This is a genomic window from uncultured Novosphingobium sp. (assembly GCF_964277725.1).
Classification (GTDB): Bacteria; Pseudomonadota; Alphaproteobacteria; order Sphingomonadales; family Sphingomonadaceae; genus Novosphingobium; species Novosphingobium fluoreni.
Genome location: NZ_CAXYKL010000105.1, coordinates 1 through 20,155, shown reverse-complemented (window position 1 = coordinate 20,155; position 20,155 = coordinate 1). Strand labels below are relative to the sequence as shown.

At 62.6% G+C, this 20,155-nt stretch carries 30 protein-coding genes; 10 read left to right on the top strand and 20 right to left on the bottom strand.

The genetic code is table 11. From position 1 onward, the window contains the following. Positions 1-12: 12 nt before the first annotated feature. The 19 genes from ACHWRX_RS06460 to ACHWRX_RS06370 all read right to left on the bottom strand — a co-directional run bounded on the left by ACHWRX_RS06460 (position 13) and on the right by ACHWRX_RS06370 (position 15,195). Positions 13-414, bottom strand: a complete 402-nt coding sequence (locus ACHWRX_RS06460) for a hypothetical protein (protein WP_394658570.1) — start codon at positions 412-414, stop codon at positions 13-15. Continuing rightward, the gene (locus tag ACHWRX_RS06455; RefSeq protein WP_394658569.1) at positions 411-968 is read right to left on the bottom strand and encodes an HK97 gp10 family phage protein; all 558 of its coding nucleotides are present in this window, start codon (positions 966-968) and stop codon (positions 411-413) included. The genes ACHWRX_RS06460 and ACHWRX_RS06455 overlap by 4 nt, the downstream gene beginning before the upstream one ends. Beyond that, the gene (locus tag ACHWRX_RS06450; RefSeq protein WP_394658568.1) at positions 968-1,360 is read right to left on the bottom strand and encodes a head-tail adaptor protein; all 393 of its coding nucleotides are present in this window, start codon (positions 1,358-1,360) and stop codon (positions 968-970) included. The genes ACHWRX_RS06455 and ACHWRX_RS06450 overlap by 1 nt, the downstream gene beginning before the upstream one ends. Then, positions 1,360-1,938 (bottom strand): head-tail connector protein, encoded by a 579-nt coding sequence (locus tag ACHWRX_RS06445; protein ID WP_394658567.1) that lies wholly within the window; start codon positions 1,936-1,938, stop codon positions 1,360-1,362. The genes ACHWRX_RS06450 and ACHWRX_RS06445 overlap by 1 nt, the downstream gene beginning before the upstream one ends. Positions 1,939-1,950: 12 nt before the next feature. Next, entirely contained in the window at positions 1,951-2,454 is a 504-nt protein-coding gene (locus ACHWRX_RS06440) for a hypothetical protein (protein ID WP_394658566.1), read from the bottom strand. Between the two features lie 55 nt (positions 2,455-2,509). Continuing rightward, positions 2,510-3,817: a phage major capsid protein gene (locus tag ACHWRX_RS06435; RefSeq protein ID WP_394658565.1), complete on the bottom strand. Its 1,308-nt coding sequence runs from the start codon at positions 3,815-3,817 to the stop codon at positions 2,510-2,512. A 26-nt stretch (positions 3,818-3,843) separates the two neighbouring features. After that, on the bottom strand, positions 3,844-4,473 hold the full coding sequence (locus tag ACHWRX_RS06430) for an HK97 family phage prohead protease (protein WP_394658564.1): 630 nt from the start codon (positions 4,471-4,473) through the stop codon (positions 3,844-3,846). Further along, positions 4,473-5,762, bottom strand: coding sequence for a phage portal protein (locus tag ACHWRX_RS06425; protein WP_394658563.1), 1,290 nt, complete (start codon positions 5,760-5,762; stop codon positions 4,473-4,475). The genes ACHWRX_RS06430 and ACHWRX_RS06425 overlap by 1 nt, the downstream gene beginning before the upstream one ends. Continuing rightward, positions 5,759-7,504 carry a terminase large subunit gene (locus tag ACHWRX_RS06420; protein ID WP_394658562.1) on the bottom strand — a complete coding sequence of 582 codons (1,746 nt, stop codon included), beginning with the start codon at positions 7,502-7,504 and terminating at the stop codon, positions 5,759-5,761. Before ACHWRX_RS06420 ends, ACHWRX_RS06425 begins: the two co-directional genes overlap by 4 nt. Then, positions 7,504-8,016 carry a hypothetical protein gene (locus ACHWRX_RS06415; protein ID WP_394658561.1) on the bottom strand — a complete coding sequence of 171 codons (513 nt, stop codon included), beginning with the start codon at positions 8,014-8,016 and terminating at the stop codon, positions 7,504-7,506. Before ACHWRX_RS06415 ends, ACHWRX_RS06420 begins: the two co-directional genes overlap by 1 nt. A 346-nt stretch (positions 8,017-8,362) precedes the next feature. Further along, on the bottom strand, positions 8,363-8,629 hold the full coding sequence (locus ACHWRX_RS06410) for an HNH endonuclease (RefSeq protein WP_394658560.1): 267 nt from the start codon (positions 8,627-8,629) through the stop codon (positions 8,363-8,365). A 325-nt stretch (positions 8,630-8,954) separates the two neighbouring features. After that, complete coding sequence (locus tag ACHWRX_RS06405) at positions 8,955-9,467, bottom strand: hypothetical protein (RefSeq protein ID WP_394658559.1); 513 nt, start codon at positions 9,465-9,467, stop codon at positions 8,955-8,957. 354 nt (positions 9,468-9,821) lie between these two features. Further along, complete coding sequence (locus tag ACHWRX_RS06400) at positions 9,822-11,567, bottom strand: phage/plasmid primase, P4 family (protein ID WP_394658558.1); 1,746 nt, start codon at positions 11,565-11,567, stop codon at positions 9,822-9,824. Positions 11,568-11,720: 153 nt separating this feature from the next. Further along, entirely contained in the window at positions 11,721-12,626 is a 906-nt protein-coding gene (locus ACHWRX_RS06395) for a hypothetical protein (protein ID WP_394658557.1), read from the bottom strand. Next, positions 12,623-13,207 (bottom strand): hypothetical protein, encoded by a 585-nt coding sequence (locus ACHWRX_RS06390; protein ID WP_394658556.1) that lies wholly within the window; start codon positions 13,205-13,207, stop codon positions 12,623-12,625. The genes ACHWRX_RS06395 and ACHWRX_RS06390 overlap by 4 nt, the downstream gene beginning before the upstream one ends. Next, positions 13,204-13,872 carry a helix-turn-helix domain-containing protein gene (locus ACHWRX_RS06385; protein WP_394658555.1) on the bottom strand — a complete coding sequence of 223 codons (669 nt, stop codon included), beginning with the start codon at positions 13,870-13,872 and terminating at the stop codon, positions 13,204-13,206. The genes ACHWRX_RS06390 and ACHWRX_RS06385 overlap by 4 nt, the downstream gene beginning before the upstream one ends. Further along, positions 13,872-14,390: a hypothetical protein gene (locus tag ACHWRX_RS06380; RefSeq protein WP_394658554.1), complete on the bottom strand. Its 519-nt coding sequence runs from the start codon at positions 14,388-14,390 to the stop codon at positions 13,872-13,874. The genes ACHWRX_RS06385 and ACHWRX_RS06380 overlap by 1 nt, the downstream gene beginning before the upstream one ends. A 2-nt stretch (positions 14,391-14,392) precedes the next feature. Then, positions 14,393-14,857, bottom strand: coding sequence for a phage regulatory CII family protein (locus ACHWRX_RS06375; protein WP_394658553.1), 465 nt, complete (start codon positions 14,855-14,857; stop codon positions 14,393-14,395). Further along, entirely contained in the window at positions 14,854-15,195 is a 342-nt protein-coding gene (locus ACHWRX_RS06370) for a hypothetical protein (protein ID WP_394658552.1), read from the bottom strand. The genes ACHWRX_RS06375 and ACHWRX_RS06370 overlap by 4 nt, the downstream gene beginning before the upstream one ends. On the opposite strand from ACHWRX_RS06370, the gene ACHWRX_RS06365 reads away from it, so the two are divergent. Together ACHWRX_RS06365 and ACHWRX_RS06360 are read left to right on the top strand one after the other, a co-directional pair. Then, a complete protein-coding gene (locus tag ACHWRX_RS06365) occupies positions 15,194-15,988 on the top strand; it encodes a helix-turn-helix domain-containing protein (protein ID WP_394658579.1) in 795 nt (264 codons plus the stop codon). The two genes, ACHWRX_RS06370 and ACHWRX_RS06365, sit on opposite strands and share 2 nt — an antisense overlap. Before the next feature lie 93 nt (positions 15,989-16,081). After that, the gene (locus tag ACHWRX_RS06360) at positions 16,082-16,363 is read left to right on the top strand and encodes a hypothetical protein (RefSeq protein WP_394658551.1); all 282 of its coding nucleotides are present in this window, start codon (positions 16,082-16,084) and stop codon (positions 16,361-16,363) included. Between the two features lie 83 nt (positions 16,364-16,446). Here ACHWRX_RS06360 and ACHWRX_RS06355 read toward each other — a convergent pair whose 3' ends face one another. After that, positions 16,447-16,800 carry a hypothetical protein gene (locus ACHWRX_RS06355; protein ID WP_394658550.1) on the bottom strand — a complete coding sequence of 118 codons (354 nt, stop codon included), beginning with the start codon at positions 16,798-16,800 and terminating at the stop codon, positions 16,447-16,449. Between the two features lie 88 nt (positions 16,801-16,888). On the opposite strand from ACHWRX_RS06355, the gene ACHWRX_RS06350 reads away from it, so the two are divergent. From ACHWRX_RS06350 to ACHWRX_RS06315, 8 genes are all read left to right on the top strand, one after another. After that, entirely contained in the window at positions 16,889-17,392 is a 504-nt protein-coding gene (locus ACHWRX_RS06350; RefSeq protein ID WP_394658549.1) for a hypothetical protein, read from the top strand. Beyond that, on the top strand, positions 17,389-17,574 hold the full coding sequence (locus ACHWRX_RS06345) for a hypothetical protein (protein WP_394658548.1): 186 nt from the start codon (positions 17,389-17,391) through the stop codon (positions 17,572-17,574). Before ACHWRX_RS06350 ends, ACHWRX_RS06345 begins: the two co-directional genes overlap by 4 nt. After that, positions 17,571-17,747: a hypothetical protein gene (locus ACHWRX_RS06340; RefSeq protein WP_394658547.1), complete on the top strand. Its 177-nt coding sequence runs from the start codon at positions 17,571-17,573 to the stop codon at positions 17,745-17,747. Before ACHWRX_RS06345 ends, ACHWRX_RS06340 begins: the two co-directional genes overlap by 4 nt. A gap of 4 nt (positions 17,748-17,751) precedes the next feature. Beyond that, positions 17,752-18,174: a hypothetical protein gene (locus tag ACHWRX_RS06335; RefSeq protein ID WP_394658546.1), complete on the top strand. Its 423-nt coding sequence runs from the start codon at positions 17,752-17,754 to the stop codon at positions 18,172-18,174. 17 nt (positions 18,175-18,191) lie between these two features. Beyond that, entirely contained in the window at positions 18,192-19,118 is a 927-nt protein-coding gene (locus ACHWRX_RS06330) for a DUF2303 family protein (protein WP_394658545.1), read from the top strand. A gap of 96 nt (positions 19,119-19,214) precedes the next feature. After that, positions 19,215-19,406, top strand: a complete 192-nt coding sequence (locus tag ACHWRX_RS06325; protein WP_394658544.1) for a hypothetical protein — start codon at positions 19,215-19,217, stop codon at positions 19,404-19,406. After that, positions 19,336-19,968: a DNA cytosine methyltransferase gene (locus ACHWRX_RS06320; RefSeq protein WP_394658543.1), complete on the top strand. Its 633-nt coding sequence runs from the start codon at positions 19,336-19,338 to the stop codon at positions 19,966-19,968. The genes ACHWRX_RS06325 and ACHWRX_RS06320 overlap by 71 nt, the downstream gene beginning before the upstream one ends. Next, positions 19,965-20,155: hypothetical protein (locus ACHWRX_RS06315; protein ID WP_394658542.1), on the top strand; the 191-nt coding region annotated here is incomplete at its 3' end. The genes ACHWRX_RS06320 and ACHWRX_RS06315, both read left to right, overlap by 4 nt.

Here is a 20,155-nt window from a genome sequence, read left to right as displayed (position 1 = left end):
TGGTCTCCTGGTTCAAACGGGCGCGTCGAAGCTGACGCGGAAGTCTTGGGTTTGCTCGAAAGTGTCGCCAGGGCCGTTCACATCGGGCCCCATTCCGGCCGTTAAGATCGAGACGCGCACACCGCCGCCGATGTCGCCCGTGCGCCCGGCGCAGCACTTGCGGACCAACCGCATGATCTGGACCTGCTCACGATATGAAGAAGCTCGAACGGCGACCGAAACCCGATCTGTCGTTCGCACGATGTTACCCCGCCGGAGCGGCTGAAATTCGACGCTGCTGACGGTGCGGATGAGCAACGCCGGCAGGGATGTGCCATCAGGCAATCGACCTGCCTTGATGCGTGGCGCAGCGACGATCGCAGTCAGTTCCACGCTTTCGAGCAGCAGCGCACCAATGATCTCGGTGCCGGTCACGCGTCGGCCTCATCGTCGCGCGTGTCGATTTTGCCGCCTGAAACGCGAGCATTGATGTACGCTTGCGCTGTTCTGACGGCCTCTGCCCCTTTGAAATCCAGCGCAGGCCGCAGGAATGGGTGTGCCTTCGCACCAGGATGGAAGACCGTTTTCCCAACGAACTTGCCGCCGATCACAAGGGAAGCGTTGCCATCTGCTTCACCGACGCGCTGGTTGATCCGGCGGATACCGAGGCCTTTGCGTTGCCCATCAGCTACGGTGATGAAGTGAGGTGCCGTTCCATACTCCTGCCAGATCGCCTGCGAGTAGGCCCAACCCGGCGCTGATTGGCCTGTCTCGCGTTTCACGGTAATCCGCACTACGACTTGCCCGTCGCTTGACTTGGACCGGACTACGATAGCGTTGGCGACCTCGCTCGCCTGGGCATTCGACTTCGCTTCAGCCGCGATCACCCTCCCGCCTGCTCGACCAGCACCGGCAAGCAGCCGGGTAAGCTGCTCAGGAATCTTGCCGATGTACGCGGATGCCCGCGCTCGCCCGGTCGCCGATGCCATCAGGCAGGGTTCCCAGCTGGCCGGTACTCTTCGACCATGAATTCCAGACTGTCACGTCGCCCCAGTTCTGCCGGGCCGGAGACGATCTGCACAATCCGGTCAGTACGCCACACTTTCTCGCCAGCTTCGTTTTTCACCATGCAGCCGATGAGAAAGCGCATATCCGGGGTGATACCTTGGCGATATCGGATCCGTATGCGCGATGGCCGCGCAGAAGCGTTGATGCCGGCAGCGAGACGCTCGCCTCTGCTGGGCATCGCGTCCTGCACGTTTGCCCACACGTCGATCACCTTTTCCCATGAACCTGAACCGGCACCGTCGAGGCTCTCGTCCGAGATTGGGCGCTCAATACGGATACGCCGATCATAGGAGCCGGCTGCGATACCAGACATCAGATCAACACGCGGCAGAACGGGGCACAGATCTGGCGTACCCCGAAAGGAATCTCTGCCTCCGTACCTCGATCGGTCACCGCCTCGCGGTTCTTATAGAGGTGACCGAGGAACAGGCGCACGGCGGTCAGCAGGGCAGGGGGAGCTGCACCTTGGGCGTAGCCGGCCTTGAACTTCACGATGATGTCGCCGCCCACGTCGGACGGCCACTCGCCACCGATCGCCGGGAGTACATCACCTCGACCGGTGATCCGATAACCACCTGCCAATCCGTCGACTTCATCACCGGTGGCGCTGCGCCAGCTGATCGTCTCGATCGCAGTCACCGGCGCAACGCTGAGCGGCAGCGCTGCGCCAGCACGACGCGGGAAGGACGAGCCACGCCACTCGACGTCCGACGCCAGCAGCTTGATGCTGCAGTAAAGCTCGACGACTTGCACCGCCGCATCGCGCAGCGCTGCTATCAGATCATCTTCGTCGTCACCGTCAATCTTGAGATGCACCTTGCACGCATCAAGCGGCAACAGCTTCTCCCCGTACCCTTCGGGATACGGGGAGTGCAGCAGCTCGAAGATCATCGGTCGGCCCGATCAATCCGCCGTATCGGCCGACTTGGCTTTACCCGCCGTCTTCGGTGCGGATTTCAGCTTCTCCAGCTCACCACCGAAGTGGCCGAACTGCTCGGAGAGCTGGCCCAACTGCTCAGCCTGAGTGTCGCGGACAGACCGCAGCTCCTCCAACGCTGGCTGTAGCTCCGAGAGTGCTGTCTCCACGGACGTCAGACGATCGGTGGTAGCAATAAGCTGCTCGCTCAGTTCGTCGGCGCGCTGGTGAGCGGCGAGCAGCTCCTGCTGATGCGCCTGTTGCATCTGCTCCAACGCATCGGTGGCAGGATCCGCGACGGGCGTCACGACGGGTTCGTCTGCCTCGCCAATGTCTTCCAGCATGCTGCCGACGGGCTTGACGAGATGGGCAACTTCGTTGGGATCGGCGATCCGGATATCGTCGATGGCATATTCCTTGTCGCCGACATGCGGCCACAGCACACGGTACTTGCGCATTGCTTCTCTCCTGAAGCGATCGCGGATGATCATCGATCACCTGCAACTGAAAAGGGAAACGGACGGCCCGGGGACCGCCCGCTATGGCTTAGGCGTAGGTGCCCTTGATGAGGGCGCCGGGACGCTTGACGGCGAGAGCCAGGCGCTCTTCGGCACGCATGGTCAGCAGGTTCTTTTCGAAGTCGTCGGCGTTTTCCGACGAGATCAGGACCTCGGGTTGCAGGCGATCGTACAGCGTGGCCGCCATCTTGAACGCGCCAACCAGGAAGGCACCGATCGCCATCGAGTTGGTGGGTACCACGCGCTTGCCCCACAGGGTCGGACCCGCCATGGCGAGCGGGTTGGCAAAGATATAACCGCCGGCGGCATCCTTGGTCAGCTCGATCACGGCCCAGTCGGTCTCGCTGGTGACGATACCATCTGCCGGATAGAGGCCGAGGCTTGCCTGGAGCAGCGCAAGCCGCAGTCTGTCGATACGCGTTGCGTTCGCGATCGTCACACCCGAGGGCGCGGCATAGGCGGTCGCTTGCGCCAGAAGGCCAAGCAGGTTTTCGCCGGTGCCATCGCCGTTGAGGATCTGGGCATCTTCCGCAAGCGCAAGGCCATAGCGCATCTCGGCGTCGACCTCCCCCTGGAGGCGCGGTGCATCGTCGAGCGACTGGCGCGTCAGCTTGGCGAGATGCGCGATTGTCTTCACGTTCGCGGTCTGCTTGTCCCAGCCATAGTTGCTGTACGGCTTCTGCGCACCCTCGGCAACCGGCGCCGCGTTGTTGGTGCGCACGGTCTGGCGGGCATACTCGACCGTGCCCGTGGTGATCGGCACCACAGTGAGCAGATCACGCACAACCAGATCGGGGCGCTTGGGCAGTTCGACTGCGCCATCGGTCTCGCGCTGACGCCAGATCAGGCCGCCGGCAGAACCTGCGGCCGTAGTGATGGCCTTCAGCTCAACGCGCGCGGAGGGGCGCTCCTTGCGAGCGAGTGCCTTCACATCCTCGTTCTCAGCGAGCTGCTGGCCCCAGCTGTCCATCTCCAGCGAGCCGCGACCCTCAGGACGCTGGCTCTTCTGTTCCAGGTCTTCCACTCGGGCCTTAAGCTCGTCAAGCACGTTCAGCTGGGTCAGGGCCCGGTCCGCTGCCTGCTTGGTTTCGGTCGAAATGTCTCCGAGGCGCTTAACCTCCTTATCGGCCCCGTCTGCGATCTTGCGGACCGCATCGAGAGCATCCTTGACCTGGGTTACCAGCTGCTCCGGCGTGAGCTGAGCACCGCCGTTGGGGTGGCCCGCGCCATCGCGCAGGTAACGGCCGCGCGCGCGCTCGTTGGCCGTCATCGGGCCGATCGCGCGCATGCCGATGAGCGCCGCGGTCGCGGCGTTGATGCAAATCAGACGCTTCATGATTTTCTTCCTGAGGTAGAGGGGGATCAGCCGAGCACGGAACCAAGCTTGGTCCAGAAATCGGCGCTATCTGCCTTCGCCTCGGGCTCCCCCCGAAGGTGCGGCTTACAGGCCGACGCGCATGCAGCGGCCATGCTCTTGGAGAAGCCGCCTGCATCCCGCAGGAACTCCTCAAACTCACGGACAGACGGCAGCTCGCCAGCCTCCAGAATCTCTTTGACGCCGGTGATCAGCGCCTTCGGGTTCATGCCGATCGTCACCAGCGAAACCTCGTGCAGTGCAAGCTCGACCAACTCGCGCACCTTGCCGGCCATGCGCTTGACGATCGGGTCGTAGCCGATCGACAGACCGCCCAGCGCGCCGGCGTTCGCCAATTCGTACGCCTCGCCGCCATCACGCGTCTTTACCGCGATCTTGCCCTTGGTGATCAGACCATCAGAGGTTTCCGTGAACTCCGACCACTTGCCAATCGGTCGACGCATGTCGTGGTAAAGCAGCATCGGGACACCAGCGCGACCGGCGATAGACTTTGCAAAAGCGCCAGACAGGATCTTGTCATTGCCATGATCGACATTGCCGTACCCGGCCGCCAGACCTTCAATATAGCCAGTTTCGTCAATGCCCTTGATCTCGAGCCCAAAGTCCTTGTGGAGCATCAGTCTTCCTCCTGCCCCGCCTGATCGATGGGCTGATTTTGCATCTGCATGCGTGGCGTCTCTCCGCCGGCGACCGGCGGCAATCCTTCCAGCGCGCGAACTTCGTTGATCGTCATCGCACCGATGCCGGTCATGGTCTGGTAGAAGGAAGCACGCCCGGCACTGTCGGCGCGCAAAAAGCCTTCCAAATTGAACTCGATCGACACACCGGCCCGGCGATCGGCACGGCTGAGCAGCTGCTTCTCTAGCGCGCCTTCGATACGCTTCAGCCGCTTGCGCATCTTGAATTTGACCAGCGAGAGCGTCTGATCCGTGATGCTGCTACCGAGCTGCGTGTTCCCTGTCGTGATGCCGACCAAGTGAGGATCGACCTCCCATATCTGGCAAAGCTGAACCATGCTGAGGCCCCGTGCTTCGATCATCTCGGCATCGACCGGACTGATCGAAAACGGAACCCATTGCACTTTGTTGTCCAGCAGCATCGGACGACCAGCGTTGTGAGCGCCGGCGAAACGATCTTGCAGTCGCTCCTCCAGTTCGGCGCGCTGCTCGCCGTTCAGCTTCTCTTCCGTCGAGAGAGCGCCGCTCGACCGAACACCGTTCCGAAAGATCGTAGAAGCTGAGTCCTCAGTGGCCCCCGCGAGCCCTAGAGTGCGGCGATGCAGGGCCAGTGGTGACAATCCGCCAAGCGGGTCGCCGCCAAAGCCCCTAATGTGCAACATGTCATACTGGCCGACGCGTTCCGGCCGGCCATTCACCCGCCACGAATATTGCAAGTTTCCATCGCTGATGCGAGCAACGCTGACAATATCTGGCGGTATCGGGATCAGCGATCCCAGGCCACCATCGTCGCGCCGCACGATCTGGGCATAGGCGTTACCATGCAATTCAAGTCCAGCGACCATGAACTCCCAGAAGTCATAGGCGCTTTGGTCGAAGTTGGGGCTGTCGTGCAGCAGCCAATACAGCGGGTGATCCGGTGCTGGTTCGGACACGCCCTGATCACTGCGGCGTCGGACATGCAGAGGCAGGCCCGCGATGTTACCAGCCCAAAAGCCGACGCAAGCCCAGACTGTCGACAAGCCCATAGCCGCGCGGCCGTTGGCCGTGACCGAATCCCGGTACTCCGCCACTGTGATGCGGTTGGTGGCAAAGTCATCTCGATTGGCCTGCGCAACCTCACCGGCATAGCCACTGACGACGATATCTTTAATCTCGTCGCGTGGCGCACGCGCACGCATCTCGGCCGCGGCAGCCTGGGCGGACAACTCGTAGCCAAGCGCTCTCATGCGAAGCTCTTGATCCACTCATCGGTGGATATACCGCCATCGCCCGCGACAGGGTTGCGCTCCATCAGCTTCACCGCATTGAAGAGCGAAATAAGTGGGTCAATCTTCGCCTTTCCTGCCGCTTCCTTGGTGATGTACACCGCGTTGCCTCGCTGCTCGGCCTTGGCGTTACCTACGCACCAGGCCATCATTTCCGAACCGTCGTGACGCATTCGCCCGTCGCGCAATTTGCGCTCCGAACTCCACACTGCGGACGAAAGCTTGAATCCCTGTCCGATGGAGACAAGCTGCTCCTCGGTCAGGCCGATCTCGATCAACTCGTCGACGAGACCGCCGATCGCCAGAGGGTCGAGGCCCACGGCGCCTTTATCGGGCAACAGGCCACTGCTCTTCACCCGCTTGAGCACGGCTGCGACTTCTTCGATGTCCTGCGTCGCCGTGTCGCACAGTGTCAGCGTGCCTTCCTGCACGAAGTCGAGTAGGCGCGGCGCGATGTCCTTCCGCAGCGGCTCTTTGTTGTCGACCTTCTCGACAACGTCGCGCTGCACCCAGGCGTGGCTCCACGTGAGCCAATCGCCGGTATTCTTCTCTCGGCCGAGCACGGTCAGGCCGAACAAGTCGTCCAGGCCACCACCATCGACGCCAGCCACAGCCACGTCGCAGCGCGCGAGCAACTCGTCCAGAGTGTCGACGCGCTTCGCGGCCTTCAGTGCTGGGTCGGTCGCCGCGAGCCAGTGATCAGCTCCACGCCACCGCTGCGAGTGTAGGCCTAAGCCGATCTCTATGTTCAGGTGCTGCGAAGCCCACCGGGCCAACTCGCTTGCACCCTTCTCGCGGGCCTCGAAGAACTGCGGCCTGAGAAGATCGATCTGCACCGACCGGCCGAGGTTCGGTAGAACCATCGGCCAACATCCCGGATCCATCCATGGCTGAGCAGGGTCGGTCTGGAACTCCTCAGGAAATTCATAGAGGATCGGAAGCGTGGTCGCTCCCTCACCCGTCAGCCGGCCGTCGCGAATAGCGCGGGCCAGCTGCAATTCTTCCTTGAACACCCCAGCAGGCGGTTCGTCCGACTGCGTGGTGATCATGTAGAGAAACGCACCAGGGCGGGAAATCATGCCGCCATAGATCTGTCCCAGCACCCGGCTCGCGTAGTGCACCTTGCCGAGGATGTGGAGCTCGTCGATGATGGCTCCCTTGGGGATACCGCCGGTCGACACCTTCTCGTCGAATGTCTGCACTTTAAGCGTGGACTCGGTCACCCGATCCACGATCGTTTTCAAGTGTGCCCTAACATGGAACCGCTGCTGCAGCACCGGGTCCGCCATGATCATGCCCTCGGCCTGGCTGAAGCCGCGCTGAGCAATCTCCTGCGTAGGGCCGAAGAGGTAGTATGGCTGCCGTGGCTCGGGGTCCATCAGCAGTGCCGTCACGCCGATCGCGCCGGCCTTGGTCGTCTTGGAGTTCTTCTTAGGAACCAACTCCAGTATCTTGCGCACCCGACGCCGCCCGTCTGGCATCAGCGACCCGAAGAGTGCGGCTACGGTATCGCGCTGCCAATCGCCTGCCGCGATCCGCATCTCCGGCCGATCGCCAACATCCGGCAACCGGAGCTTGTTGAATATGCGGACTGCTCGGCTTGCGACGGTACGATCGAGTGGAAGATCTGGGATCAGACTTCGACCTTCGCGCAGCCGGTCTTTCCAGTCCGCACAAGCGAAGTTCCACTCGCCGGGCACCATCAGTTAGGCAGCGCTCCGCTGCTGCCATGTAGCAGAGGCCCCCACCCGTCATCACCTAGGCCAGCATCGTAGGCGGCGTCGCGACGCTCTTCCTTAATGCCTTTGGTCTTCTTCGCCTTCGTGGGCTTTACGGGCACCGGTCCGAGCTGTGCTTTGTCCAGTCGCTTCAGCAGCTTTTCAGTAGCCGATGTCTTCCCATCGAGCGACTGGCGATTAAGCCGCGAGAGCAGCTCGCCCTCAAGGACGAGGGCCGCGTTCCGCCTCGCCAGCTGAACCTGGGGATGAACGAAATAATGCCGCTTCATCGTGTCGATCGAAAGACCCACGGCCGCTGCGCAGTCCTTCTCACTCCGACCCATGCCAAGTAGCAGTATGATTTTCTCAAGGATTTCAGCGGTTGGCGCGTGTTGCGGCCTTCCTTTCTCGCCTTTGTTCGACGGCACCGGATGCCCGAGCAGGTCAAACGGCAGCCATCCCGGTGACGACGCCTTGCCTGAAACATCATGTGCCAACTAAAAAACCTCTGAATGGGACGAGATGCGGTGCAGGGGGCGACCACCCCCCGGACTTTCGACTACCCCCCCCATGCTTTCTTTAATCGAGGCAGGTCGAGACTACCTTGCCTCAACTTCGACAACGCCCGAGAGGCGTTCCGACCGTCGTATGACGCCGTGCTTATCGGGGGCACACAAGCGTTCGACTGTCCCAGCGTCGCAGTCGTAAGCCAGCACGCGATGCTGTACGACACCATCCAACCTGACGCGAACACGCAATATAACGAGTGGGTCGCTTCCCCGGTCCAAGTTGGACCACTTGCGGGGCGGTTTAGCTATCTCGCTCACTCTGCATCCAAACTTATCAACGACCGCCGCGCGCCCGCTTTGCCTTGGCCTCGGCCGTCTTCCGATTGTGGCACCCGGTGCAGTACCAATGCGCCTGCTCTAGGGGCGGGAGGTCCTCGCCGCCGTCCTTGCGCTCGATCGCGTGATCGAGGATCAGCCGCTTGGTCGAGCCACACACGATGCACCACACGCCGCCTTGGCGAGCGACAGTCCAGTCGCGGTGCTGCTGCCGATAGGCCCGCCACGATGCCGAATTGTAGAAGCTTTCCGTCATCTTCGGCATCGCAGCCACCCTGGGCGGCAAAGAGCTAAGCCGCGATGGCATCCCGGTCAGCTTACCCATGCGACATCCGAAGAGCGACAGGCAGCGATAGCAGTTGAAGCCGCCTCACGGTTGGACTTCTCCTGCGCGCGGTCCCGCGCAGTGGTGCAACCCACTGCCATCGCCACCTGCCTGAGTTTGGGAGGGAACACTGAACGAGGCACATCAAGCTCAGCGTGCCCAAGGCATACCCCGAAACCTTGTCCAAACGGACAACCAATATTTGCATGTCCAATCGTTTGCCCACTTGACGGGTTGGACGCAGGATTTCTGCGGGGTTCAGCACTCAATTTTGTCCAATCGACAATTGGACACGCGCGCTGCCGGGCGTCATGGCCACGGCAACCTTGCCGATCGCGCGCTCGTACGCCTTGCGGAGGCCATCGCTGGTGGTCGGTAGCTCCACCTTGCGCACTAGGTTAAACAGCACGCCGCGCTGCTGCCGGAACACGCGGTCCCATCCAAAGCCGTCGGGCCCGGGCCATAACTGCATCATGATCACGCGCCCCACGAATGCGCGATGCTGCTCGGCGATCACGTTCGCCAACGGCTTAGGCCCGGTGAGGAACTGTTCGACGTGCTCGGCATGTTGGCGCGACAGGCGGGGCGAGGGCCGGGCCTCAGCATCGGCATATTCCCAACTCTCGCGAACGATCTCTGGCCATCCAGACCGCGAACCTGCCGATAGGAACCCCCGTTCGCGATCCGGCATGCTGCGCAGGTACTCGAATGCGGCCATAAGCGCGTCTTCCGCTTCCTGCCACGACACGCACAATCCAGCATTTCCGCCATTCGTCATCTTTCTACCCTTCCACCGTTCTATGTTCGGAAAGCCCGTTGGAAGGCACCCTTCCAAACTCACGAACCCCTGAAACCCCAGTTTTTCTGCGCCTTTCTCCTTCTCTTCTTTCTTCCCCGCTCACCTTTTGGAAGGGAAGGAAGGGAAAAGAGGGTAAGTCGCTCATGAGATTGATCGGTGCCTTCTCACATGGGGACTTACCCGGATCAGCCTTCCGTCCCTTCCAAACACGCACAACCCATTGCAAAGAAACGAGGATTTCCCTTCCACTCCATCCAAATGGCTCCAATGCGCATCCTTCCGCGCGGAAGGCATCAGGGGGCGCGGGACCGCTCATCCCTCTGAAAACTCACGCTAACTGTTCCAACCGGGCGGCATGTCGTCGTCGCCGGGATCAGCTTCGGGAGGGCCGGTTTCGCCATCAGAGTGCGGTTTGCCCGGCCACTCGCCGCGCGCCACGTCCTCGATGTTCACACCAAGGCGGGGCTGCACGCCCAGCCACTTTACGCCGTTGCTGATGATGGACTTGAAGCCCTTGTCCTCCATCGCGCCCTTGAAGCCCTTGATGTGCCAGCCTGAGCCGCCCGCGACTTCGCTCCACGCTTTGTAAAGCTTGTGCAACTCGCTGCCCGATACGCGCACGCGCGCCGTATCCTGGCTGACCTCGCACAGCTCCGACAGGAACCGGCCCAGTTCGTCCGAGGACTCGCGATAGGCTTGGGTCGCCATGCGCACTTGTTCGGGAATGATCAGCCCGTTCTCGCGCCAATCTAGCAGGCCGGCCAGCATCCGGTTGAGGATGCCGCTGGCCTCGCCTTTCAGCGTTTCGGGCAGAGAGCGATCGATCTCCTCTTCCGGGATGATCGTATCCCAAGGGACAAGCTGCATGCGCGCCCACATGCCGTGCGACACGTCCTTCACGATCGGGCGCGTGTTGCCCGAAACTGTGATCTTGAAGTCGGGGAAGAACTCGAAAAAGCCCTTGTTCAGGTGACGCGCCTTCACGGGATCGCCGCCGGTCAGCTGCTTGATCAGGCCATCGTTGAACTTCATGCCCTTTTGCGGCTCGCTCACGCGCAGCAGGCGCACGCCGGGCAGCTCGGCAAGATCAGGCGTTGCCTGATCGCCGCGCCGCTGCCCGCCACTGTCGAGCAGAGATTCGATGCCGATCGCACCGGCATAGTCGCCGGCCATGAACGCCATCGCCTCCACCCATGTGCCCTTGCCGTTGCGGCCCTGGCCGTAGAAGAACGCCAGCTTGTGTTCGGTGGTATCGCCGGTGAGGGAGTATCCGCCCCACTGGTGCAGGAACCGGCGCATCGCCTCATCTGGCTGCACCTTTGCAATGAAGGCGTCATATGCGTCGCACTTCGCCGCGGTCGAATACTTCACCGGAGCCAGCTTGGTGATCAGGTCCTCGCGCCGGTGATCGTACTTCTTGATCGACCATGCGCCGGTGCGCCACTTGCTCTTGCCTGCGTCGACATCGGCGCTGGGCCGTCGCTCCGGCCGCCGCACCAGGCGCAGCGTGCCGTTCATGACATTGATGGCGAGAGGGTCACGATCGAACGCATCGGGCCGCACCACCACTTGGAGGAAGCCCTTGATCCACTTGAGCATGCGCCCCGGCATACCGCCGGCTTCGCTGGACTTGGCCCAGGCGGCGATCTTGTGGCTCCACAGCTGCTTGCCCAGCACCACGTCCATCGGTTCCAGCGCCTCGATGTAATCGGCGCAGGCATCGTCGCTCCAATCGGCGCGCGCTTGCTTCAGCCCGCGCACATAGGATTCGCGTGAGGATGTGCCGTAGGCCTGCGCCCAGCTTTCCAGCTCGCGCATTTCCTTGTCCGACATAACCGGGGCAGGGTACCCGGACGCAGCGACCAGGTTCGCCTCGTTGCGGATGGCCCGCACCGTCATCGCCATCGACTGCATCAGTTCGGCAGGGACAGCGTCCTTCTCTTCGGACAACAGCTTCCACCGGCGGCTATCCCACCAGAACCAGCCCAGCTCCGGGCAAAAGCGGAAGTCAGCCCCGAAGCGCGCCAGCCACCGCTCGGCATTGCCCAGATCGGTGAGAGGCAGGCGAGCGCACAGCAAATCCGCCTCAGGATCGACATCGGCACGAATCCGTCGCCCCGGACCCCCTCGTGATGATGGAGCCGAACCGCCCGGTGCGGAACTGTCGCCGTCGCGTTCAGGGGGCGCGGGACCAGCGTCCCCGCCTGTAAATGGGTTGCGTGTTGACACTGATCAGTCGTCCGAGCGCGAAGCCTTGAGGACATCGATGGCAGCTTTCTCCCCATCGCTTGGCGCTTGTGGGCGGAGGGCGGCGACAACGAACTCGGGATCGCGATAACGATGCAGCTCTTTGCTCGGCGGGTAAGAACCCGGAGCATGGATTTCAGGCCGGGCGAGGCTATCGCGGATTTCGTCAAAGGGAAGCTTCCAACCCTTGGCCGGGTCGCGTTCCATGAGCACAAGAATTTGAAAGTAGCTGTCTGCCTTCATTACTCGGTGATGCACTGCGAATGGCTTGTTGTTCTTGGCCCAGTGCTCGGCTTGATGCATCAATCGGCCGATTTCCTTGCGTAGATAAGCGGCAAGCAGTCGGGCACATTCGACTTCGACCGCCTCCACCCGCGCCTCATCATCCGCAGCGGTGGTTGGGGGCGCATTGGTCGCGGCGAGGGCGGGTACCATCTTGCGTTCCGGGCAGCAGGTGAACGCTGTTGGATGCCGTGCGCGTATCGATCTGACCGTTTCGACGGTGCCACAGCCACTGCAAATAAGAACCTTGCCGTTCTCATCCCTCTCGACTTCGATAAGAGCCGCACCCTTCGCCCGTTCCTCGACTGGCATGGGGGTGGAGTAAAGAGGCGTCAGCTTCGGGTTTAGCGAGGCGAGCCAAGGCTCGCATTTCTCGTATCGGTCAACGCGGCTACGCGGTTCCCCATCAATGCACCATTCTTTGAGCCATGCAACGACCTCCCCCACCGCAGCATCGCGCATCAGCGCCTTGTCGGGGGTGGGGCGGGTTTCAGACTGGCATGTACGGCAATTAGGTTGGCGCACTTCATGCGACCAACACTTGATCACGCCACGCCCTTCCTCAGAAGGCATCACCGACCCTTCAGCGGGTGTGCTATTGTCTGTCATGCCGCCATCCCCATCCCATGTGTTATCTCGCTGACGCGCGGCAGTCCGCCATACGCCAGCATCGCCTTCAGCCTCTCGCCGGTCCCGGGCGCGACTTCGATCGTCACGCGCTCGCCCAGCAAACGCAGCTCGCTCAGCGAGGCGGCGCACCAGTCCAGGACGCACAGACCGTCACCGCCGGCAGCGAGCCAGTCGAACGGCGTTGCATGCAGGCGCACCCGGATGCGCTTCTCGTCCCGCGCCAGCGCCGCCTGCGCGTTGTCGATCGCATCCATGCCCAGCGCCCAGCCCAAGCCGGTGCGCAGTGACCATTCGTCACGCACGTGGCTGGCCAACGCGACCACATCGATCAACGCGCCGAGGCGGCGAACGGAAAGCAGCAGCCGCCGATCGGGACCATGCGGTTCCCACCCGGCGCGGCTGATCGTGACCTGGCCGATACCAAGATCCCCCGCACCGGTCAGCTGCGCCGCGAAGTGGCGATTCGCGCCCATCGCGATCAACTTGCGGACCGCTGAAAACGGCATGGCCGCCGCCGCCGCCAGCATCTCCCGTTCCAGATCCGTCAGCACGCCGGTCATATCCGGATCGTGCCGCGAAGCAGGTAATTCAGCCCGTCATACGACCGCGCACGAACGGTGTTTGCCGGTGCGAAATGGCTCCACGCCTGGCCGATGTCCGGATCGTTGTAATCGCGCGCGAAGAACGTCTGCACGGCGGAAATGGCCGTCACGTGATCCGATCTACCGGTATGCCGAGCGACCAGAGCCCATGAATTGCCACGCGCGCGCAGAACGGCGGCAGCCAGGTTGCGCACCCGCGCGATAGGCCGCTTGCGCGATGCTCCGCAGATATCCTCCAGGCTCAGGTCAAAACTATGCGCGATGGCGCAGACGTGAAGTTGGGGCAAGGCGCTGGTCGGGACCGGCAACAGCCAATCGTCCGAGCGGCGCAGGCGCGGCGTGATCTCACGACCGGCAGCGCGAGCCACCAACTTATCGAAGCAGACGGCCCGCGGCGCGAACTCGATAGCGTCATCATCGATCGGCTCACCGATATCGCGGCGTTCGTCGACGACTTGCGTCAGCTCCCATTGCGCCCGCCACTGCTCGATCCGACCGCGCGGCGGCGATCTGCCGAACATATCCAGCGTCCGCGCGCGCACGGTCGAGCAATCGGAGATATAGCGGGTCAGGCTGCGCGCATAGGCGGCAGGGCTCACCCTGGGATCGTGCAGGATATCCATCACGAAGCCGGGAACGCAGTGCGCGCGCCCGTTTCCACGATTTCCGCGATGCGCACACCGGCGCGGCATTCCACGCGCAGCAGACCCGCGCCTTGCAGCACCCGCAGGCGGTAGTCCGCCGCCTGCCGCGTGGGCAGACCGGCCATCTCTGCCAGCAATTCCAGCACGGGCAGGGGCTTGGCTTCATCGGCCAGCTTGCTGATCACGTCGAACAGCCGACCCTCCGCCGGGCCGATCCGCCGGGCGTTCGTGGCATCGCTGCGTTCGCCCGTTCGGCCCAACGCCACCATGATGTAGGATGGGCCGTCACGGTGCAGCCGCACTTTGCCTTGCTCGCTCCACTGGCGGGCCAGCTTGGGCGCCGCCGCCTCACGGCCCAGGGCCGGGCCGATGGCATAGACCATCTTCTCGCCCGCTTCGGCCACTTGCAGCCAACGCGCCAATTCCCCCGCTTCGGCATAAGTGGTCAGCGGCCCGATCCGATATCGCGCGCCCTGGCGTTGCATGCCCCCGATCATGTTCAGCTTTCCCCCAGGCAGGCCGCGCCACGCATCCGCGCCAGGGACGCCAGCGCTTCGTCGATCTGGCCGATGATCTTCTGGCGATCGTCCTTGCAGATTTTCCCGTCGCGCGTGGCTTCGCGCAGCGCGTCCGCCACGTCGCCGAACTCGGCGCTGGCATCGATCATCGCGGTGGACAGGGCATCTTCGCCGCCACCGTGATCGGGCAGGCGGATCACCACATGGCCCAGATCGGCGGCGTAGGCGGACAGGATCGGCGGCCGCGCGCCCTGCAGCACCGCCACCTGATCCAGCGCGAAGCTGTCATCCAGGCAGGGCGTGGCGTCATCGTTCTGATTGCGCCATTTGCCGGCCAGCGAGCGGCTTTTGTCCACCGTGGCGGCGGCACCATCGACCCCGCCGCAGATCGAAATCACCGTGATCACCCCGGCCTTGAGCCGTGCGCGGACAGCGGGCGCGATCATGACCGCGCTTCCTCATCAGCGGTGGACGCATCGGATATCTGTCCAGTCGACGGCAGGTGCTCTGCGGCTGCATTGAGCGTCGCATGCTTTTCACCTTCCTTAGCCACCACGATCAGACCGACGATTGCCTCTGCAGGGGCCGATGGCGTTCGTGCGATCCAGACTTCTGTTCGCACCTCGCCCCTGGTCGCGACCTCAATCGCATGAGCAAGATCAAGCGACGGCTTGAGATTACCCGCACAAAGTCTCGAGATGGTGGCTGGCGTAGTCTGGACTCGATCGGCAAACTCCGATTGTTTCTCACCGGTCTTGTCGAGGTAGGCGCGTAAGGTGGTCATGACCGCCCTTATTACGCAATGCGAAATATTGCGCAATAGGCAAGTTTCGTCTGGCAGCATGGATGCCGATTACGCTGTGCGCAATAATGCTGGGATGAAGCGCGATGGACTTATCAAGGCTCGCAAACGGCTGAAACTAACGCAGGAGAAGATGGCTGAGCGCCTCGGCGTTTCAGCACCCCAAGTCTCGAGATGGGAAAACGGACACGACGGTATTCCAAGTCAACGTATTCCATCACTGGTCGAATCATACGAGGCTAGTGTTGCTGAGCTTTTAGATGCGGGAGAGGTTGAGGCGAACGGTGTCGTCCAGAAGTTCGAGGGTGCGTCGTATGATCGCATGCGACAAGACCTACCGATCCTCGGCACAGCCATGGGCGCTGATCGGGTTTCCGATGACCTGGCGATAGAGCAAACGTATCTCTACACTGATGACGTCATAGGATACGCGAAGCGACCTGTTCTACTTGATGGTCGGGGCGACGCATACGGCGTCTATGTTCAGGGGTCTTCGATGGTTCCGGCGCATGCCGATGGTGTTCTGATCTTGGTGGAGAGCAAGCGCCCGCCGATGATAGGCGATGATGTGGTCGTCTACCTTCGACGAACGGGAGAAGATCAGGACGGGGATGACGGTGAAAGCGCCCGGACTGTCCTCATCAAGCGGTTGGTCCGCCGGAGTGGATCGTTCATTGAGCTGGAACAGTTTACTCCTCCCCTGACGTTTACCGTGGCCACCAAAGACGTGCTCAAGATGCATCGGGTCCTGACATTGACAGACTTGCTGGCCTAAGGTCGCAGCGCTAAACTTGCGCATTGCGTAAATTATGGGTTGCGCGATATTTCGCAATGCGTAATAAGTCTCTCCACGGAGCCTATCGCTCTGATGGAGATGGCAATGTTACGAACATCAGCGTCTTTCCCGCACGTTGGATCCTTCTGCTACTTCGATGATCAGAATGATGACGGGCAGGATGTCGTCGAGAAAGCGCGCATTCAGCGCAACAACGGTGACGGCACCGCACTGATCTCGATCGAGTCGCGCCGCTTCCCGGGTGAAGTCGCCAGCGGCAACCGCACCATAGATCTCGATCGTCTTCGCGAAACCGAACAGCCGGTTTCGCAGTCTGTCGTCACACCCGCCCGCCGCCGCAGGGCACGTCGATGAACGCCGCCCACCCACGCCCCGAACTGGACGAAAGCAAGATCATACCCGTGACGGGTGGTCAGCCGATTTCGTCTCGAAAGTTCTTAGCCGATCTCTCTGGCGAGTGCTGCAAATGCCGCCGCAAGCTCGACGAACTGCGCTGCGCCAAGATCGATTGCGATGGGTGCACCTTCCGCTGTCAGCACGATCCGTGCGGCGTGATCCTCAGTCACGTGGGTCGGAACTTTAAGCTCGATGCTCGCGGCGAGGAGCGAGACGGGCTCGTTCTCGATCAGGCTTGCGATGCGCAAACAATCCAATCCGACGTCCTTTGCAGCCTTGGAGCTGATCAGCAGTCCGTCAGGGTCGGCGTCGTCGCCGCTCCAGACAAGGACCTCTCCATCACCGTACCTTTCGACGCGCGGGCGTCGCTCGGGCAGCATGCGTGCGATTACCATTTATCAGCTCCTTTGGATGGTCCTCTTGATCTGAAGGTAGCCGAAGCCGGTGGGAGCGGAACCCCTCTCACCGGTGGAGGGCCGACCGATGCCTGACGGCGACACGATCAGGCAGATCGCATCGCGCGTCCACGCGACCTATCGCGCTGCCGCTCTGCGCCAGGTCGCGAGAGGCGCTTGGACCCGCGACGAAGCCGCGCAGCGCCTGGCTCCCTGGGGCGCGTTGACGGCCCTGTGCGGCGGAGATGTGCCGGGATACACCGATTGCTTCGACGAACTGTATCCCGTGGTTGGCCGCTATCCGGCCGATCTCCCCGGCGCCGATGCGCGTACCGATGATATCCGCCGCTTCCTGCTGTCAGAGGATCTGTGCCCGGCGGGTGCATGGAAGCCCGTACTGGTCACGGCTTGGGCGGAGGCCGCTCTCCGCGCCGATCAGCTGCGCGATGCGGGCCAGCCCGATCAGTTCGCCCGCGCCATGGCGGCCTACCGCGATCTGAACACGCTGGCCCGCTACCTCGGCCTGCCGCTCCGCGATCTCTGCACGGCGCACATATCCGCCGCACGCCTGCCGGAAAGGATCGCCGCATGAGCGCCGTCAGCGCCGTCGGCACCTATCATTGGCCGGACGAGGATGAGCTTCTTCTATCGCAGGCGCTCCCCGATCCCGAGCTGCTTCGCCTGGAACAGGCAGGCCAAGCCCTGGCCATCGCGTTCTGCATCGCCTCCGCCATCCTCATCGCTGGCACCGCCATCATCGCGGTGCTGTCATGAGCGAGGCCGAGCGCCGCCGCATCTTCGGGCCGATCCGCCCGATGCACGCCCACCCTTTGACCGGGCCTGCCAGGTCCGCCCCTGCCGGGCAGGCCCGCGTCCGGATCGCCATCGCGCTCGCCTCCTTTTGGCTGGTCGCGATGGCGATCCTTGCCCTCATGATCTGGAGCTAGCGAAATGACCGAAAAAAGCACCGCCGCGACCGGCGCGATAGATGAGACGTCTGCAGCGGATGGTACCCGCCGCTATCCATCGGTTACCCAGCTGACCGACCTGATCTTCATGCTGAACGACGGCGCGTTCAACGCGGATTGCGCCGACAAACTGAAGCACTTCGCCGAAGAGCTGGAAGAGCGCGGCATTGAGGATGGCAAGAAGGTCAAGGGCAAGATCACCCTGACCATCGAAGTCGATCGTGAACACGACGGCGTCTATTTCTTCACGCCCGATATCAAACTGTCGACGCCGCGCGAGAAGCATGGCCGCACCATCGGTTGGGTCACGCCCGACAACCGCTTCACCCCCAACAAGCCCAACCAGGGCAACCTCTTCGGCACGGTTCGCGACGTCACCCCGACCCGCACCGTTCGCGACGTCTGAGCAAAGGAGACGATTTGATGTCCGACTTAAACCCCAGGGATGCGGGTCATTTGATCCGTGAAAGCGTGTTAGCCGCCCGAGAACTGGCGCACGTCGATGTAACGGAAGTGGTGGATCCACGCGATGGCACCGTGGCTCCGGTGGTGATCAGCGATCAGGGCGTTTATGCCGTGGAGCCGGGCATCTTCGATAAATACCGGAAGGCGCCGATCGCGCGCGCCGGCACGGCGCACCTGACAACGCTCGAAACGTTCATCGATCTCACCAATCGCTTCGCGGTCGACAGCAGCGTGGTCTTCGCCGTTGATGACATGGCTCGCGCGAAGCTCACCACGATATTCGACTATCACGCCGACATCGACAGCGGCGGCGCCACCGCCAATTTGAAGCACAAGGCTGAGTATGCCTTCCCGTTCTCCGACGAATGGAAGGCCTGGCACGGCAAGAACGCCGAGATAATGACAATGGCGGAGTTCGCGCAGTTCCTCGAAGATCGCATCGTCGACGTGGATGCCACGGGCGAGCCCACCAGCCCTGAGGCCAAGGCCTTCGTCGCCGCGATCAACGGCAAGCTGGCCAGCCCGTCCAAGCTGATCGAGCTGGCCCGCAACCTGCAGGTCTATGAGAACTCGACCCTCAAGGAAGCGCGCAACCTTTCGAGCGGAGAGGGGCAGCTCACTTTCACCAGCGAGCATGTGGACGCGGACGGCAAGCCGCTCAGCATCCCCAACCTGTTCATGATCCTGATCCCGGTCTTCGCGCGATCGCCCGACTATTACCGACTGCTCGCGCGCTTGCGGTACCGCAAAGCCAACGGCGGTGTGGTGTTCTGGTACGAGCTCTGGCGCGCCGATCTCGCGTTCGAACAGGCGTTTGCCGAGGCCTGCGCGCAAGTCCGCGAGCGCACCACGCTTCCGCTCTTCATCGGCACCGCCGAGGGCTGACGCCACCGGAATACCTGCCTCCAATCGCCATCGCGCGCGCCTGCATCTGGTTGGCCGCGATGGCGATCCCTTCCTCCTCGACGTGGGATCACTGACATGACGGCACCGCTCCGCGACCGCGCGACCGATTGGACCGGACAGACCTACGAAGAACGCCTGCGCGCATGCGCCGAGACGCTCTTCGTTCATCACCTGATCGACGAGCCGGTTTTTGCCCGTGTCAGCGCTCAGATCGCTGCCCGCGCCGATCCCGCTGAGCGGACGGCGGTGGAGGAGTTTCTTGCCTGATGTGGCTCTTCGTACCCGCAACATCCTCTCCCTGTGCGCAGGGGTCGGAGGCCTTGAACTTGGCATCCTGCTCGCCCTCCACCATCGCCAAGAAACTGGCGTGGGCGTCTGCTACGTGGAGAGGGAAGCCGCAGCCGCCGCGAGCCTGGTCGCGTCGATGGACGCAGGGTGGCTTCATCCAGCGCCTGTCTGGTCTGACATGCTCACTTTCGACGGCGAACCATGGCGTGGCCTCGTTCATATCCTCGCTTCGGGAGACCCCTGTCAGGACAACTCCGTCGCCGGACAGCGCGCCGGAGCCGATGGCCAGCGCTTTCTCGCGCCTGAAGTCTGCCGGATCGCTGCGGAGTGCCGGCCTGATCTTATCTTCCGCGAGAACGTCCCGGGGAACGCGGACGGACAGCTTGCAGCTATCGTCCCGCCACTGGAAGGGCTGGGCTACCGCGTTGCGGCAGGAATATTCAGCTCGGCCGAGACCGGCAACACCAATGCGGCGCGAGCGATTGTTCATCATGGCGATCGCCGACGGACGACAGTCGCAGGGGCGGCGCGCAGGCGATGAGCAAGCGCTTGGCGGGCGGACATACGGCGAACCTGCAGGATCAGGTTCTCGAGTGGAGGTTTCAGTGGCCAGCGCCGGCAGCCCGGGACCACAAGGGCACGAACTCACCGGAGCATCTGCAGGTCAGCAGCGGCTCGCTGCACCTCGATCAGCTTCCGAACTTCGTGGAGCACGTCTTCCTCCCGCA

Coding starts and splice junctions, on each gene's coding strand:
- ACHWRX_RS06455 (WP_394658569.1), bottom strand. CDS start 968: ATGGCATCGGCGACCGGGCGAGCGCGGGCATCCGCGTACATCGGCAAG.
- ACHWRX_RS06450 (WP_394658568.1), bottom strand. CDS start 1,360: ATGTCTGGTATCGCAGCCGGCTCCTATGATCGGCGTATCCGTATTGAG.
- ACHWRX_RS06445 (WP_394658567.1), bottom strand. CDS start 1,938: ATGATCTTCGAGCTGCTGCACTCCCCGTATCCCGAAGGGTACGGGGAG.
- ACHWRX_RS06440 (WP_394658566.1), bottom strand. CDS start 2,454: ATGATCATCCGCGATCGCTTCAGGAGAGAAGCAATGCGCAAGTACCGT.
- ACHWRX_RS06435 (WP_394658565.1), bottom strand. CDS start 3,817: ATGAAGCGTCTGATTTGCATCAACGCCGCGACCGCGGCGCTCATCGGC.
- ACHWRX_RS06430 (WP_394658564.1), bottom strand. CDS start 4,473: ATGCTCCACAAGGACTTTGGGCTCGAGATCAAGGGCATTGACGAAACT.
- ACHWRX_RS06425 (WP_394658563.1), bottom strand. CDS start 5,762: ATGAGAGCGCTTGGCTACGAGTTGTCCGCCCAGGCTGCCGCGGCCGAG.
- ACHWRX_RS06420 (WP_394658562.1), bottom strand. CDS start 7,504: ATGGTGCCCGGCGAGTGGAACTTCGCTTGTGCGGACTGGAAAGACCGG.
- ACHWRX_RS06410 (WP_394658560.1), bottom strand. CDS start 8,629: ATGCCGAAGATGACGGAAAGCTTCTACAATTCGGCATCGTGGCGGGCC.
- ACHWRX_RS06405 (WP_394658559.1), bottom strand. CDS start 9,467: ATGACGAATGGCGGAAATGCTGGATTGTGCGTGTCGTGGCAGGAAGCG.
- ACHWRX_RS06395 (WP_394658557.1), bottom strand. CDS start 12,626: ATGACAGACAATAGCACACCCGCTGAAGGGTCGGTGATGCCTTCTGAG.
- ACHWRX_RS06390 (WP_394658556.1), bottom strand. CDS start 13,207: ATGACCGGCGTGCTGACGGATCTGGAACGGGAGATGCTGGCGGCGGCG.
- ACHWRX_RS06385 (WP_394658555.1), bottom strand. CDS start 13,872: ATGGATATCCTGCACGATCCCAGGGTGAGCCCTGCCGCCTATGCGCGC.
- ACHWRX_RS06380 (WP_394658554.1), bottom strand. CDS start 14,390: ATGATCGGGGGCATGCAACGCCAGGGCGCGCGATATCGGATCGGGCCG.
- ACHWRX_RS06375 (WP_394658553.1), bottom strand. CDS start 14,857: ATGATCGCGCCCGCTGTCCGCGCACGGCTCAAGGCCGGGGTGATCACG.
- ACHWRX_RS06365 (WP_394658579.1), top strand. CDS start 15,194: ATGACCGCCCTTATTACGCAATGCGAAATATTGCGCAATAGGCAAGTT.
- ACHWRX_RS06370 (WP_394658552.1), bottom strand. CDS start 15,195: ATGACCACCTTACGCGCCTACCTCGACAAGACCGGTGAGAAACAATCG.
- ACHWRX_RS06360 (WP_394658551.1), top strand. CDS start 16,082: ATGGAGATGGCAATGTTACGAACATCAGCGTCTTTCCCGCACGTTGGA.
- ACHWRX_RS06355 (WP_394658550.1), bottom strand. CDS start 16,800: ATGGTAATCGCACGCATGCTGCCCGAGCGACGCCCGCGCGTCGAAAGG.
- ACHWRX_RS06350 (WP_394658549.1), top strand. CDS start 16,889: ATGCCTGACGGCGACACGATCAGGCAGATCGCATCGCGCGTCCACGCG.
- ACHWRX_RS06345 (WP_394658548.1), top strand. CDS start 17,389: ATGAGCGCCGTCAGCGCCGTCGGCACCTATCATTGGCCGGACGAGGAT.
- ACHWRX_RS06340 (WP_394658547.1), top strand. CDS start 17,571: ATGAGCGAGGCCGAGCGCCGCCGCATCTTCGGGCCGATCCGCCCGATG.
- ACHWRX_RS06335 (WP_394658546.1), top strand. CDS start 17,752: ATGACCGAAAAAAGCACCGCCGCGACCGGCGCGATAGATGAGACGTCT.
- ACHWRX_RS06330 (WP_394658545.1), top strand. CDS start 18,192: ATGTCCGACTTAAACCCCAGGGATGCGGGTCATTTGATCCGTGAAAGC.
- ACHWRX_RS06325 (WP_394658544.1), top strand. CDS start 19,215: ATGACGGCACCGCTCCGCGACCGCGCGACCGATTGGACCGGACAGACC.